Source organism: Geobacter psychrophilus (genome assembly GCF_056821595.1).
Window position 1 is genome coordinate 2,066,711 of record NZ_JBXDTU010000004.1, and the last position, 13,201, is coordinate 2,079,911.

The window sequence follows — 13,201 nt, forward strand, 5'->3', positions numbered from 1 at the left end:
GCTACGCTTTTAGTCGGGCATGTATATCCACCCAGCCAAGGCCCAGTTCCTTGTTATCCAGCTGTTTGAGCTCCTTGTATTTCAGGTATCTGGACAAGGCATCATCGAATGAAAGCCACTTTTCCTCCGGGAGGTCACTTCCGAAAGGCCCACTTGAAAACCTGGTGAATGTATATTTCAGTGGGGTGCCGTCAACAGTCTCGGTATCAATAACGCGTCCCTGGTTGTTTGCCTGGTTGACAAGCTGAAAGCGTGTATAGCCGCAAAGATAGAGACAGGAGAAAATCGCCGCGTAATCCCTTCGTGACGTTTCGAAAGAGATAAATCTTGGTTTTTCAGCATATTCTAACACTTGTCTGGCTACAAAAGGATCAGTTCCTTCAACATCCACTTTTATATAGCAGGGCACACCAAACTGCTCATAAAGCATTATAACTGAGATGCTCTGCACATTAACTTGAACGGGCGTGCTCCCATCGCTCCCAACTATCTCTGGAAAACAACTGCTCCAGTCTGAGTTCGATGGATGAACATAAAACTCAACTTCTCCATCTTGGCCAGAAATTGCTTTGTTAATCAAAATCAGCCGGCCACTCTCAATAGCGTCTGCAAATCGCTGTGCTCCATCGCTGACGAGCCTAGGATTAGCTTCCAACGCCACCACGTTATAGCCTTTTTGAAGATAGAAATCCGTGTCATCACCGTTATGAAAACCCAGATCAAAAATAAGTTTTTCGTTCATGTATGCACTCCGTTTCTGTTGATGCGGTGTTGAGATTCAATGATGACTGCATCCTTTCATATGGTATGGCATAAATAACCTGCGCAGTTCCACACCAGCCATGCAAGCGTAGTAGAAAACGATAATTTACAAGATTCTTTATTAGCCAGAGAGGGAACTCCCAGAGGCCCAATCGATTATGATAAGCAGTGGTTGCAATTATAGGTCTACTCCTACAAATCGTTGCATTTGCGCCCTTAATTGCTGCAAGTTCTCCGCCTTCAAGATGCAACTTAATGAATGTTGGTGCAATTCCCATTGAATCAATAGTATGTACAGGCACAGAATTCAAGCCGATTGTGCTGATTTGAGCAGCATAATCAAGCCCATAATAAAAACATTTTTCATCCGTCTGTTCGCCAACCACATAATCGGCGACATGGACTTTTGATGCAAGGGTATCGGAAAAGTGTAAGTCAAAATTACGCCGGAGTATTGAAAGATTAATACCATCCGGTTCGATGGCCAAGATCTCATTGAACCTTCCCTCCATCATTTCAGAGAACCTGATGCTCACTTCACCATGATGAGCGCCAACATCAAGAAAGGATTCACGGTCATTGAGTATTGAACTGACTTCAGGGATGAAGTATCGGTCACCAGTTTCCGGGATGGCTCCGTCAAAAGTCCATTCCTCGCGCAAGTACCGCCAAGCAAGAAACTGAATATGGTGTGCGCGCGATTCATCATCTTCCCAACAATCCAGTACTCTTGCGATGCCTGCAATGTCCTGCGCATCCAGACTTCCAGCAAACCAGCCATTACTTAAGGGATGTCGTTCACGATAGGATTCGACGACATCGTAAAACGGCACAACATTTTCCCATCCTTGGGCAAGCAGGGACTGATAGACAGAAGCGTAAGGAATAGTTGAAATGCAAACCACCAGCATCGATGTTATTTTGTCTTCTTCAGGAACGTCTTCCGGACCAATGACGACAACACCGTTCCAGACTGGATCGTTGCGGAAAGCGGCATAATTGGCATCTACTACATAGCAAAAAGATACTCCAATATGATCAAGATAACCCCTGGCCATCCTGCCCAGATTGCCAGCTCCGTAGAGGATAAGAGGCTTACCTGTAACCTGTGGGGGAAAAGCGGCTTCCCGAGAAGTTATATCCCTGAGAAGTCTGCGGGCTGTTGCCTTATCTGGGCACTTTTCTCGTACTACACTAATGTTTCCTGCTTCTTTGCCCATTGGGATAGCCTCGTATCTTCAGGAAAGTATTTATGATAGTGGAAAACCGAACCCTTTGAGCGCTCCATCAGGCCTGGCAGCGTAAACTCGTCAATCACAGAAGTTTCTCTTTCAGCTGTAAAAAATTCCTGGTGCTTCTGACTGGAAAGAAACCACTCTGCAGGCGTTCTACCAAATATGTCGCTAAAAGAGATGACAGCCTTGTCCACCTCGCAACCCGATGCATAATGGCGGTTAAATGCTTCTGTCATCCTGCCAGCCGTAAACCGATCGCGAACTGACGATGCCGCCTGCAACGCAATCTTTTGCCGCTCCGACGGATGGTTTGCCATCCACGCGACCGCATCACCGAACTCTTGAGGATTTCTGACAATCAAACCTGTTTCGCGGTCAGTCACCAGACACCGCTCGGCCGGGTTATCCAGAACAATAGGAACAACTCCCATTGCCATCGCCTCCAATAGAGCATTTTCAGTGGTACCATAATGTTGCGGATTTAGGAGGTAGGGAAAAACATTGATGTTGGCCAACTCTGACGCAACGTCAGTCGTATAGCCGTGAAATTCGAGCATATCCGGCCGGCCGACCTCTCGGCAGTGCTGTTCTAGGACATCCCGGTTGGTTATGTCTCCAATCATTCTGACCTTAAAATCCGGGATGGTGACTGCTGACAAAAACTTTACATAGTGCGGATGCAGCTTTGCAAAGTTCATGCTGCCAAGGTAGCCAGCTTTCAGTTGTTCTTCGGGTAAGCGGCTTGGCAACGAAAATCCATCAAAGCCACCGCAACTATAAACTACACCAAGTTGGCTCCGTATCTTGGAAGAAAGTTTTTTTACCTCGGCAGCCTCGAATGAACAGGGGGATGTAAACAGACATGCATGAGCAGATTCCACCAGTCGGCTTGGGATAATCGGAGTATAGATGCCTGAAATGTGACACCAGACAAGCAGGCGCATAGCAGGGAGCGATCTCCCACACAGCGCTGCAATCGTTGCCGGATGCCCCCACCATTCAAGCTGGACAATGTCCGATTCCTCAATCAGCTCTGCAAGAGTTTCACGGTTCGGCGCTACCGCCACGGGACAGCCTGAGGCGATGAGCTGCTCTAGGAACTGCATTTTTTCTGGAGGTTCAAGGCAGATGATGGCATGGCTAACACCCGACTCAGTAGGTGTATTCAGCAAGAGTCCGGTGAGCGCCTTGCCGATCCCGCCACCTAGATGGGCGGTAATGTGCAATACCTTGATCGTGCTGCTCATGTGCGAGGGGCGAGCAGCTTTTCAAGAAGTTTGTCGGCGTACGGGTCAATATTATCTGGCAGACAGTGAGTAAGCTGGCCGCATGTAGCGCATATAGGGTTTTCTTTCCTTTTGCCAAGCAGATGCCCTTGCCTGTGCTGAAAGATCGCCTCCCCATTCCAGATATCTTTCAGGCTTTCTTTGCGAACATCGCCAATCAAAAGTTTCCTGGCCCAGTCAAGAAAGCAAAGGCTGACGGAACCGTCCGAGTTAACGGACATGGAATAAAAAATATACGGACAGGTATTCACTTCACTTAACGGCTGGTCATAAATGCCCTTTTCCATATCAACACCCAGCCTTTTCTGGACATCGAACTCGGGCCAACAGGGAGCAACATTCTCGATAAAAATTCTGTCGGCATAGTTGCCGAAGACCGCATAGAATTTCTGTTTGTCTTCATCGGAGAGAAAATCACCGGCTATTTTAATACATATTTCGCAGGTTCCTCTCATCGCATAGGTTTTTCGGATATTTTCAACGAATGTATCGAAGTTTACTTTTACTCCGGCAAACTCGAGAAACTGTTCGTCCGAAAGGCCATCCACCGAGATATTAATACGGTCGATACCGGCATCCAGTACCGGTTTGATGATTTCCGGATCCAGCAGGGAGCCGTTAGTAGTCGTGTCGATGCTTTGAACAACGCCGCTCTCCTTTGCATAGCGAACCATCTCGGCAAAATGCTTGTTCAGGAATGGTTCTCCCTCCTTATAGAGTCTGAGTACCTTAAGTGGTTCATCGAACTTCTTAAGATCATCAATAATCTTTTTGAAAATGGGAAGCTCCATGGTCCCCTGCCAACGACCCGACTCGCGGATCAATGTGATGTCGCCGTTTGGGCAAAACTTGCAGCGAAAATTGCACGCGCTGGAGGGATCGACAAACAGGACGAACGGAGTGGAGATAGGGATTACCTCTTCGAGCCGGGTCCGACCTTCTTGGTTGATTCGAGGTTTTATCTGAGCTTTCATAAATGTACCGTCACTTTAAGGGGTTTGTTCTGCAAACATTATCTTTCGGCTAACATGAGGTTCAACTTCGCTGTATTACCCCAGAATGACATAGGCTCATAATCAGGGTAAGGATAATGACCTAGATTAAGTTGGATAGATGCGCCGCGCGTAGTAATATGCTCCTCTACCAACCGACGTACGGAGATCGGTGTCCCACTGCAGATATTTATTATGCCCTCATATGAAGGATGTTCGACGAGAGACACAAGATGGGACGCTACAGTTTCCGCAGGCAGATAATCTCGCAACTGTTCACCACCGGACATGTTAAAGATAGAATTTCCCCTGTCAATAGCCGCATCCAACTGCGAAAGCAAGCTTTTGGGATTCTGTCCTTCGCCGTACATATAGAAAAGTCTGGCCCATTGGAGGAGGAACGGTTGTTCTCTCTTCAGTGACTCCAGATAACTGCGAAGGGTATTCTTGGCAACAGCGTATGGGGTAACCGGTGCCGGGATTGTCAGTTCATTGAGGCACCCATGCTGAAGACCATACTCAAAGCAGGTTCCGGCAATCAGTAGCTGTGTCACTCCGGCCTGCACAAGTCCTTTTAGAAAACGGATCTCCGCTGGAAGGGTCTGCTCGAGATGAGTCAGCGCGGAATAGTTCGGCAAGCCGGGCCAAGCAAGATGCATTACAACATCAAAGGCAGCGGGCTGTAGTCGTTCAACGGTTGAAGTGTTATGGATATCGGTGGCAATGAAGGCTGCTTTGCCAAACCAGGGAGACGCGGCGGCTCGATTCGTATCACGGGCAACGGCCGTAACTCGGTGTCCCCGTGCCAAGAGGCAAAGCACAACATGGCGTCCAACAAAACCTGAAGCACCAGTAACAAGAACGTTCATGGTTGCACCAAATCACCATCGCAACCGAATGGTGAAGTAAAAATATCAAGGGCTGGAAAGTGAGAGTCCCGCTGTGACAACATTGTGGTACCACTCGGCCAGGGAATCCCCGCCGAGTTCCAGAGAATACCAGTATCATGGTCGGGAGCATAAACTGTAGAAACCTTGTACATCATAGTTGCTGACTCGCTTGTTACGTAAAATCCATGGGCAAGACCACGCGGGATGTAGAGCATATTCCCCTTGTCAGCATCCAATTCCAGAAGAAGATGGTCACCGTAGGTCGGCGAACCTTTCCGCAGGTCAACCACAGCGTCCAGTACGCTTCCGGCGGTGCAGTATACCAGTTTATCGTGATCATGGGGAGGGCGCTGGAAGTGAAGCCCACGCAGAACGCCCTTATGCGATACGGAATAGTATTCTTCTTTCCAATTGGTTGTCAGGCCATGTTGCTTGAATATTTCCTCGTGAAATGTTTTCACGAACACTCCCCGCTCATCACGAAAAATCGGTGGATTGATTTCAAAGCTGCCGGGAATGGCGGTTTCGCGAATCGTCATCTGCATGTTTTCTCGACATAATCTCGCAGTGATGTAATGACGAAGGAAATCATATCGTCACTGAGGCCCGGATACACGCCCAACCAAAATGTATCCCGCATAATCTGGTCGGTGACAGGCAAATCTCCAACCATGCGATAGCCGGCGCCGCTTGTGCGCATAGTGTCAAAGCAGGGATGTTTTATAAGGTTGCCTGCAAACAGCATCCTGGTCTGGATACCGATCTTTTCTAGATGATCGACCATATTGTCCCGGTTGAAGCCGGCCCCTTCCCGCACGGTAAGCAAAAAGCCGAACCAGGATGGATCGGAGTTCTCGGTGGCATCCGGAAGAATAAAGCAATTTTCAAGCCCGTTTAACCCGTCTCGCAGAATCCGCCAGTTCCGTTTGCGCGCCTCGACGAAGGAGGGCAATTTTTCCAGCTGGGCGCAGCCGATGGCTGCCTGCATGTCGGTTACCTTCAGGTTGTAACCGAAGTGGGAGTAGACATACTTGTGATCGTAGCCCAGGGGCAGCTCGCCGTACTGTTGACCAAAGCGGTTGCCGCAGGTGTTGTCCCGACCGGAAGGACACCAGCAGTCGCGGCCCCAATCACGAAATGAATCCACCAGTCGGGCCAGTTGTGAATCATTGGTATAGACCGCTCCCCCTTCTCCCATGGTCATGTGGTGCGGCGGGTAGAAACTGGATGTGCCGATATGACCAATTGTGCCGGTGTAACGCCATTGCTGATCAATGATGAATCGGGAGCCGAGGGCATCGCAATTGTCCTCGATCAGCCACAATCCGTGGCGGTCGCAGAACGCCTTGACCGCTGAAATGTCGAAGGGGTTGCCAAGGGTATGGGCAACCATGACGGCTCTTGTTCTTAAAGAAACGGCTGCTTCGAGTTGTGTGATATCAATGTTGTAGGTGGGGAGAGATACGTCTACGAAGACCGGCACGGCACCGTATTGTATGATCGGAGCTACCGTGGTGGGAAAGGCGGCCGCGACGGTAATGACCTCATCGCCGGGCAGTATGCGGCGTTCTCCCAGTTCCGGCGAGGTGAGTGCCATGAAGGCCAGAAGGTTGGCGGAGGAACCGGAATTCGTCAGAGAGCAGTGCTTTATATCGAGAAAAGCGGAAAAATCGGCCTCGAACTGATCAGCATATCTGCCGGTTGTCAGCCAGAAATCCAGAGAAGCGTCGACAAGGTTGGCGATTTCACGCTCATCGAATACCCGGCCGCCATAGGGGATTCTGTCTCCGACGGCGAAAGCCTTTTTCCCTGAATGGGCGTGGTTGTAGTAGGCGATAGAGGCTTCAATCGCCTGGCGACGCAAGTTTTGCTCCTGAGTCTTGTGATCGTTCACGTTTTCCCCGGTTACATGCCCGTAAATTCGCCTATCTGCTTCATGCATACATTCTGCAGGTCAGCTTCTGAACGATAATGATGTGTCCACTCGATAATGGAGTCAAGCGCTTTATCCAGGCTCCAACGAGGTTGCCAGCCCATCCTTGACCTGGCCTTGGAACAGTCCAGCTTGAGGTAATGGGCTTCGTGGGGGTGGGTGCCATTGTCAATTTCATAACGACAATCTTTGCCCCACAGTTGGCACATCCGCCGGACAATCCATTCAACCGGTTTGGCATCGGTATCAAGCGGGCCGAAATTCCATCCTTCCGCAAAATCCGGTCCGTCTTCATACAATCGTTGCGCGAGGGTCAGATAACCGCTGAGTGGTTCCAGCACATGTTGCCAGGGACGTACGGCATGGGGGTTGCGGATGCGGATTATGTCATCTGCCAAAATGGAACGGATGATGTCAGGTATCAAGCGGTCCTCCGCCCAATCTCCGCCACCGATTACATTGCCAGCCCTCGCGGTTGCAACGGCGGCCCCATGGCGTATGTGGTCCTGCAGGTTGAAGTAAGATGAACGGTAAGCAGCGGTTACGAGTTCCGAACAGGCTTTGCTGTTGGAATAGGGGTCAAAGCCACCAAAGGGCTCATTTTCGCGATAACCCCAGGGCCATTCGCGGTTTTCATAGCATTTGTCAGTAGTGACATTTACGACGGCCCTGACGGAAGGGCACCCGCGAACAGCTTCCAGAAGGTTTACCGTTCCCATCACGTTGGTTGAATAGGTCTCTACCGGGTTTTTATATGAATTTCGTACCAGCGACTGTGCCGCTAAATGGAAAACAAATTCGGGTTGTGCTTCACCCATAGCCGCAGACAGTTTCTCGGGGTTGCGAATGTCATCGATATGAGAATGCATCAGATGTTCAAGCCGGGTGAGTTTGAAAAGACAGGGACTGGTGGGGGGATCAAGGGCATAGCCGGTCACCTGGGCGCCGAGCCTTGTAAGCCACAGGCAAAGCCAACTGCCCTTGAAACCGGTGTGGCCGGTTACAAATACTCGTTTACCTTTGAAAATATCGGTCATCACCAGATCTTCCATTCTGCTTTGCCTGACTCCCAGTGCCTGTTTAGATCCTCTTTGTCTCTTAAGGCATCCATGCATTTCCAGAAACCATGGTGCTTGTAAGCCATTAATTGATCTTCGTGCGCAAGCTTTTCCAGCGGGTACTGTTCCCACATTATAAGGTCTGCATCAGTCGGAAGATAGGAAAACACCTCCGGGCGCAGTACAAAAAAACCTCCATTAATCCAGCCGCCATCGCCGAGCGGTTTCTCCTTGAAGCTGGATACGCGGCTGTCGTCATTCATCGCAAGCAGGCCGAATCGTCCGGCGGGCTGAACAGCCGTTACTGTCGCCGTTTTTCCGTGGGAATGGTGAAAATCAATCAATTCATGAAGATTTACATTGGCCAGGCCATCGCCATAGGTGAGGATAAACTCCTCCTTGCCCACATATTGCTCTATTCGCTTCAGTCGACCTGCTGTCTGAGTATTCAGTCCGGTTTCTACAAGTGTTACCCGGAAATTCTCCGTGTTGGTTTGATGAATTTCAAAACTGTTTGTCTTGAGATTGAAGGTGACATCGGAGTTGTAAACGCAATAGTTCATAAAGTATTCTTTGATCATATGCCCTTTATATCCGAGACATATAATGAATTCATTGAACCCCTGTGCTTCAAAAACCTTCATAAGATGCCAGAGTATGGGCTTTTCACCGATCTCGATCATCGGTTTTGGTTTGAGATAGGATTCTTCTGATATCCTGGTGCCGAGTCCACCGGCAAAAATTACTACCTTCATGATGCTCTCCTTCAATGATCTATGAAGTGAACTACTATACTAGGACGCATCTTTTTTATCAGGCCGTCTTGCCCCGTTTCTCCGGCCGCTCGATTTCAAATTTTTCCAGCCGATACTGCAGGGTCTTGTAACTCATGCCCAGGAGAGGCGCCGCCTTGCCGATCACCCAGTCGGCCCGCTCCATGGCCTTGATGATCATCCCTTTTTCCAGGGCCTCAAAATCAATGCCGTCCGGCGGCAGGTCGATGTTGATGCCGCCGGTCAGGCCGGCTGTGGAGCTGAGCTCGGCCGGCAGGTCTTCGGGCTGGATGATACTGCTTTCGGCCATCAGCACTGAGCGCTCGATGACCGATTCCAGCTGGCGTACGTTGCCCGGCCAGCCATAATTCATGATCAGGCGCAGCGCCGGTTTCGAGATACCGTCGACCTCAATCCCCGACAGTTCGCTGTATTTTTTTACGAAATATTCAGCCAGGGTTTTAAGGTCATTGCCCCGCTCGCGCAGGGGCGGCAGGTTGATACGGATCACGTTCAGGCGATAGAACAGGTCTTCCCGGAATGCGCCCCGCTTGATCTCCTGCTCCAGTTCGCGGTTGGTGGCGGCCAGAATTCGCAGATCCAGCGGCAGGTTGACTTTTCCTCCGACCCGGCGGATCTCTTTTTCCTGGATGGCGCGCAACAGCTTGGCCTGCATGGCCACGTTCATTTCGCCGATCTCGTCCAGAAAGACCGTGCCGCCATTGGCCGCTTCGAAGATGCCGATTTCACGGGCATTGGCCCCGGTGAAGCTCCCTTTTTCGTGGCCGAACAGCTCGCTTTCGATCAGGGTGTCGGGGATGGCGGCGCAGTTGATTGCCATAAAGGGCTTGTCCTTGCGATGGCTGCCGTCATGGATGGCGCGCGCGACCAGTTCCTTGCCGGTGCCTGATTCACCCACGATCAGAACGCTTGAGCTGGAGGCAGCAATCTTGGAGATGATGCGGAAGACCTCCTTCATCTTGGGGTGCTCGCCATGGATATAGGGTATGGACTGGATCGCTTCCAGCCGTTTGCGCAGGACGCGGTTTTCCCGGACCAGTCCGATGTGCTCCAGTGCCTTGCCGACCGCCAAGATCAGCTGGTCGCCTTCGATCGGTTTTTCCAGGTAGTTGAAGGCCCCCTTCTGGATGGCCTCGACCGCGGTTTTGATGGAACCATGGGCGGTCATCATGATGACACACTGCTCCGCATCGACCTTTTGAACCTGTTCCAGCAGATCCATCCCGGTCTGGCCCTGCATCATGAGATCGGTCAGGATCAGATCAAACTCCCGTTTGTCCATCAATGCCAAAGCCTCGCGGACACCGGCCGCTTCAGCCAGTTCGTAGCCCTCCTTCTTGAGGGTCAGGATGATTATCTCGCGCTGGAGCTTTTCATCGTCTACGACAAGTATTCTGCCTTTTATGTCTGCCACTAGGTTGTCTCCTGTTGTTCTTGCTGAAGCGGCAGCACCACTGTAAATGTGGTGCCCTGCCCAGGGCTGCTTTCCACAATGATCTCGCCGCCGTGCTCCTTGATGATCCGTTCGGTGATGGCCAGGCCCAGCCCGATGCCGACGTCCTTGGTTGTAAAATAAGGCTGGAAGATCTTGGGGATGTCTTCCGGCTGTATACCTTTACCCTGGTCGCCAAATGTCAGCCGCACCCGATTGCCGCCGTTATCCAGCGTGGCGCCCAGCCGTATCTGCCCGCCATCGTCCATGGCCTGGGCGGCATTGTTAATGAAATTGAGAATACAGTTGCGCAGCAGCTCCTGATCGACCCACAGGGGGGGCAGGTCCTCATTGATCTCCTGAACAACCTGTATCTGCTGCTCGACCAGGCGGTCAATCATCAGCGGCAGCACCTTGTCCAGTATTTCAGTGTAGGGAACCAGTACCCGGCGTAGTTTGAGCGGCCGACCGTAGTTCATGAAGTTGAGCACCATATAGTTGGCCCGGCGCACCTCTTCCTTGATCTTATCGGTCAATTCGGTCAATTCCGCACACTTGTCACCACAGGTTGGCAGCATCTCGGTCTTGAGGTGGTCGATGGCCAGGCTGATATAATTGAGCGGGTTACGGATTTCATGGGCGATGCCTGAAGCCAGCTGGCCGACCCGCGACAGGTGTTCGGCCTCGTAGAGTCTCTTTTCCAGGGCTTCGCGCTCACGCAGCTTCTCAACCATGTTGTTAAAGCCCTCGGCCAGTTCGCCGATCTCGTCATTGCTGTCCACCGGGATGGTCACCGACAGGTCGCCGGCCGAGACCCGCTTGAAATCGCCTACCAGTCGGTGGATCGGGTCGGTATAGCGCCGGGCCAGGAAGATTGTCAGGGCGATGCCGACGGCAAACACCATGCAGGTGGCAAACAGACGGCGGATGAAGTTGGCGTGCTGGATGTCGCGGATGTTGTCCAGCAGCATGTTGATCTGGACGTAGCCCAGATGCTCATCGCCGACAATGACCGGGACAACGACTTCATAGGGCTTCTGGGAAAGGATGCTTGCGCCCCTGCTGGAAGCAGAGGCGGCGTGGACCCCTTTTTCCAGTTTTTTTATCTCGCGCTTTTTCCCTATCTTCTCCGGGTCCGAGGAGTCAACGATTTCGCCTTCGCTGTTAATGATATTGATTTCGTTGATGCCCTTTTCGCGCGCTTTGCTGAGGTATTCGTTCAAACGGGAGGTTTCGACCTCCGAGGTGAGGTCCTCGATGCTCATCTGGACCGCCTTGGAGATCTCCTGGGAGCTTTCCTGAATCTCGCGTACCAGGTCGTTCTGGGCATACTGATTGAGGGTAAAGAGGGTCATCATGGCCAGGACCAGCAGGGAGAGCATGATGATGATGAGTTTGGAATTGAGCTTCATGGCGGCCTTTGCACGGCAGGATGGCTGAATTATAGCGCAGGGTGACGATGGAGACAAGTGCTAACGATGCACGGGGACGCGCTGGGCAGTTGACATCTTCGGCAGCGCAATGCTACATACTCCTGCCATGCTATCATATCGTACCGCATATTTTCATTGTCTTGTACTGGGGCTGACCCTGCTGCTGGCCGGTTGTACAAGTTATATTTCCCGCGAGAGCCTCCCGTATCCGCTGACAAACGCCACCTTTGCCAATGAGGTCAAGGTGGTCAGCATCCCCCTGCCGGTAATCGCCTCCAGCCCCAATGAAGGCATCACCGCCGGTGCACTGGGGGCTTTTCTGCTGCATGACAAAGATGACAACATCTGTACGCTGCTGGCGCCGCAGGTTAACCACAATAAGAATTTCGGGGTTTCATCGACACTGTATGCGGCCTTTTATCCGTCGCCCGACCGCTCCTGGGAGATAAACCTTTCCAAGTCGACGATCATCAACGAAGACTATGAGCTTAAGCTCCGCGATAAAACCTATCTGAACAAAAAGCTGGAACTGAACCTGTTTGCTTTTGCCTTCAGTGACGGTTCCGCCCGTTTCTTCGGTTTTGACGCCAAGACCCCCCGGCAGCGCGAGTCCAATTACACCGATACGGAGGTCGGCTTCAATCTTTCCGCCGGCTATGATATCGGGCGGCACATCCAGCTGGTTGTAGGCGAGCGCTACCGTGATGTTTCAATTGAGCCGGGTGCTGTCACAAGCATCCCTTACATCAAAGATCAGTTCAAGGCGCATCGAGTACCGGGAATAGACGGTTTTGTGGCCCATGCCCAGCGGATCTCGCTGATCTACAGTACGCTTGATTCCTTCATTTCGCCGACCTATGGCGGATTTGCCAAGGTCACCCTGGAAAACAGTTCCGCAGCCCTAGGCGGGGCCGCCGACTACCGTCATTACGAGGGCGAGGTCAAGGGCTATATCCCGCTGGATAACGCCCGCTACATCAGTGTCTTCCGCCTGGTGTACAACCAGACCCTCGGAGAACGGGTTCCCTTTCTGGAACAGAGCATCCTGGGCGGCGAAAACACGCTGCGTGGCTATGGCCGCAACCGCTTCATCGACAACAGCTATTTCCTGCTGAATCTGGAAGAGCGCATACGTCTCTTCCGCTGGGAAATTTTCAATGTCAAGGCCGATTGGGAGCTGGCCCCCTTTATCGACTTCGGGGCGGTCATGTCGCGGCTTGATCGGTCAAGCGGCAAGCAGTTCGAGTTCAACCCCGGTTTTGGTGTGCGGGCGGTCGTCAGGCCAAATATAGTCGGCCGTGTCGATGTCGGGTTCGGACATGATGGCCCGGCGGTATTTGTCGGCCTGGGATATCCGTTCTAACCTCTCAACTCACCCCCGCAAAT

The 13,201-nt window shown here is 51.7% G+C and carries 12 protein-coding genes; 1 reads left to right on the forward strand and 11 read right to left on the reverse strand.

Translation table 11 applies throughout. The features are described from left to right. Position 1 precedes the first annotated feature (1 nt). The 11 genes from ACOCF6_RS11920 to ACOCF6_RS11970 are packed head-to-tail and all read right to left on the reverse strand — an operon-like array spanning position 2 to position 11,794. The gene (locus ACOCF6_RS11920) at positions 2 to 742 is read right to left on the reverse strand and encodes an FkbM family methyltransferase (RefSeq protein ID WP_482460596.1); all 741 of its coding nucleotides are present in this window, start codon (positions 740 to 742) and stop codon (positions 2 to 4) included. Continuing rightward, entirely contained in the window at positions 720 to 1,982 is a 1,263-nt protein-coding gene (locus tag ACOCF6_RS11925; protein ID WP_482460597.1) for an FkbM family methyltransferase, read from the reverse strand. The genes ACOCF6_RS11920 and ACOCF6_RS11925 overlap by 23 nt, the downstream gene beginning before the upstream one ends. Further along, positions 1,952 to 3,244 carry a glycosyltransferase family 4 protein gene (locus tag ACOCF6_RS11930; protein ID WP_482460598.1) on the reverse strand — a complete coding sequence of 431 codons (1,293 nt, stop codon included), beginning with the start codon at positions 3,242 to 3,244 and terminating at the stop codon, positions 1,952 to 1,954. Before ACOCF6_RS11930 ends, ACOCF6_RS11925 begins: the two co-directional genes overlap by 31 nt. Continuing rightward, positions 3,241 to 4,257, reverse strand: coding sequence for a radical SAM/SPASM domain-containing protein (locus tag ACOCF6_RS11935; protein ID WP_482460599.1), 1,017 nt, complete (start codon positions 4,255 to 4,257; stop codon positions 3,241 to 3,243). The genes ACOCF6_RS11930 and ACOCF6_RS11935 overlap by 4 nt, the downstream gene beginning before the upstream one ends. A gap of 38 nt (positions 4,258 to 4,295) precedes the next feature. Then, complete coding sequence (locus tag ACOCF6_RS11940; RefSeq protein ID WP_482460600.1) at positions 4,296 to 5,144, reverse strand: NAD-dependent epimerase/dehydratase family protein; 849 nt, start codon at positions 5,142 to 5,144, stop codon at positions 4,296 to 4,298. Next, on the reverse strand, positions 5,141 to 5,710 hold the full coding sequence (gene rfbC, locus ACOCF6_RS11945; protein WP_482460601.1) for a dTDP-4-dehydrorhamnose 3,5-epimerase: 570 nt from the start codon (positions 5,708 to 5,710) through the stop codon (positions 5,141 to 5,143). Before rfbC ends, ACOCF6_RS11940 begins: the two co-directional genes overlap by 4 nt. Continuing rightward, positions 5,701 to 7,059 carry a lipopolysaccharide biosynthesis protein RfbH gene (gene rfbH / locus ACOCF6_RS11950; RefSeq protein WP_482460602.1) on the reverse strand — a complete coding sequence of 453 codons (1,359 nt, stop codon included), beginning with the start codon at positions 7,057 to 7,059 and terminating at the stop codon, positions 5,701 to 5,703. The genes rfbC and rfbH overlap by 10 nt, the downstream gene beginning before the upstream one ends. Before the next feature lie 11 nt (positions 7,060 to 7,070). Then, positions 7,071 to 8,150: a CDP-glucose 4,6-dehydratase gene (gene rfbG / locus ACOCF6_RS11955; RefSeq protein ID WP_482460603.1), complete on the reverse strand. Its 1,080-nt coding sequence runs from the start codon at positions 8,148 to 8,150 to the stop codon at positions 7,071 to 7,073. After that, entirely contained in the window at positions 8,135 to 8,911 is a 777-nt protein-coding gene (rfbF, locus tag ACOCF6_RS11960; protein ID WP_482460604.1) for a glucose-1-phosphate cytidylyltransferase, read from the reverse strand. Before rfbF ends, rfbG begins: the two co-directional genes overlap by 16 nt. A 58-nt stretch (positions 8,912 to 8,969) precedes the next feature. Next, complete coding sequence (locus tag ACOCF6_RS11965) at positions 8,970 to 10,355, reverse strand: sigma-54-dependent transcriptional regulator (protein WP_482463340.1); 1,386 nt, start codon at positions 10,353 to 10,355, stop codon at positions 8,970 to 8,972. Positions 10,356 to 10,363: 8 nt separating this feature from the next. Continuing rightward, a complete protein-coding gene (locus tag ACOCF6_RS11970) occupies positions 10,364 to 11,794 on the reverse strand; it encodes a sensor histidine kinase (RefSeq protein WP_482460605.1) in 1,431 nt (476 codons plus the stop codon). Between the two features lie 109 nt (positions 11,795 to 11,903). Here ACOCF6_RS11970 and ACOCF6_RS11975 point away from each other — a divergent pair, with 109 nt between their 5' ends. Further along, on the forward strand, positions 11,904 to 13,178 hold the full coding sequence (locus ACOCF6_RS11975) for a BamA/TamA family outer membrane protein (protein WP_482460606.1): 1,275 nt from the start codon (positions 11,904 to 11,906) through the stop codon (positions 13,176 to 13,178). Positions 13,179 to 13,201 lie beyond the last annotated feature (23 nt).

Bases quoted from the DNA above. Each gene is read 5' to 3' on its own strand.
- ACOCF6_RS11920 (WP_482460596.1), bottom strand. From the start codon at position 742: ATGAACGAAAAACTTATTTTTGATCTGGGTTTTCATAACGGTGATGAC.
- ACOCF6_RS11925 (WP_482460597.1), bottom strand. From the start codon at position 1,982: ATGGGCAAAGAAGCAGGAAACATTAGTGTAGTACGAGAAAAGTGCCCA.
- ACOCF6_RS11930 (WP_482460598.1), bottom strand. From the start codon at position 3,244: ATGAGCAGCACGATCAAGGTATTGCACATTACCGCCCATCTAGGTGGC.
- ACOCF6_RS11935 (WP_482460599.1), bottom strand. From the start codon at position 4,257: ATGAAAGCTCAGATAAAACCTCGAATCAACCAAGAAGGTCGGACCCGG.
- ACOCF6_RS11940 (WP_482460600.1), bottom strand. From the start codon at position 5,144: ATGAACGTTCTTGTTACTGGTGCTTCAGGTTTTGTTGGACGCCATGTT.
- rfbC (WP_482460601.1), bottom strand. From the start codon at position 5,710: ATGCAGATGACGATTCGCGAAACCGCCATTCCCGGCAGCTTTGAAATC.
- rfbG (WP_482460603.1), bottom strand. From the start codon at position 8,150: ATGGAAGATCTGGTGATGACCGATATTTTCAAAGGTAAACGAGTATTT.
- rfbF (WP_482460604.1), bottom strand. From the start codon at position 8,911: ATGAAGGTAGTAATTTTTGCCGGTGGACTCGGCACCAGGATATCAGAA.
- ACOCF6_RS11970 (WP_482460605.1), bottom strand. From the start codon at position 11,794: ATGAAGCTCAATTCCAAACTCATCATCATCATGCTCTCCCTGCTGGTC.
- ACOCF6_RS11975 (WP_482460606.1), top strand. From the start codon at position 11,904: ATGCTACATACTCCTGCCATGCTATCATATCGTACCGCATATTTTCAT.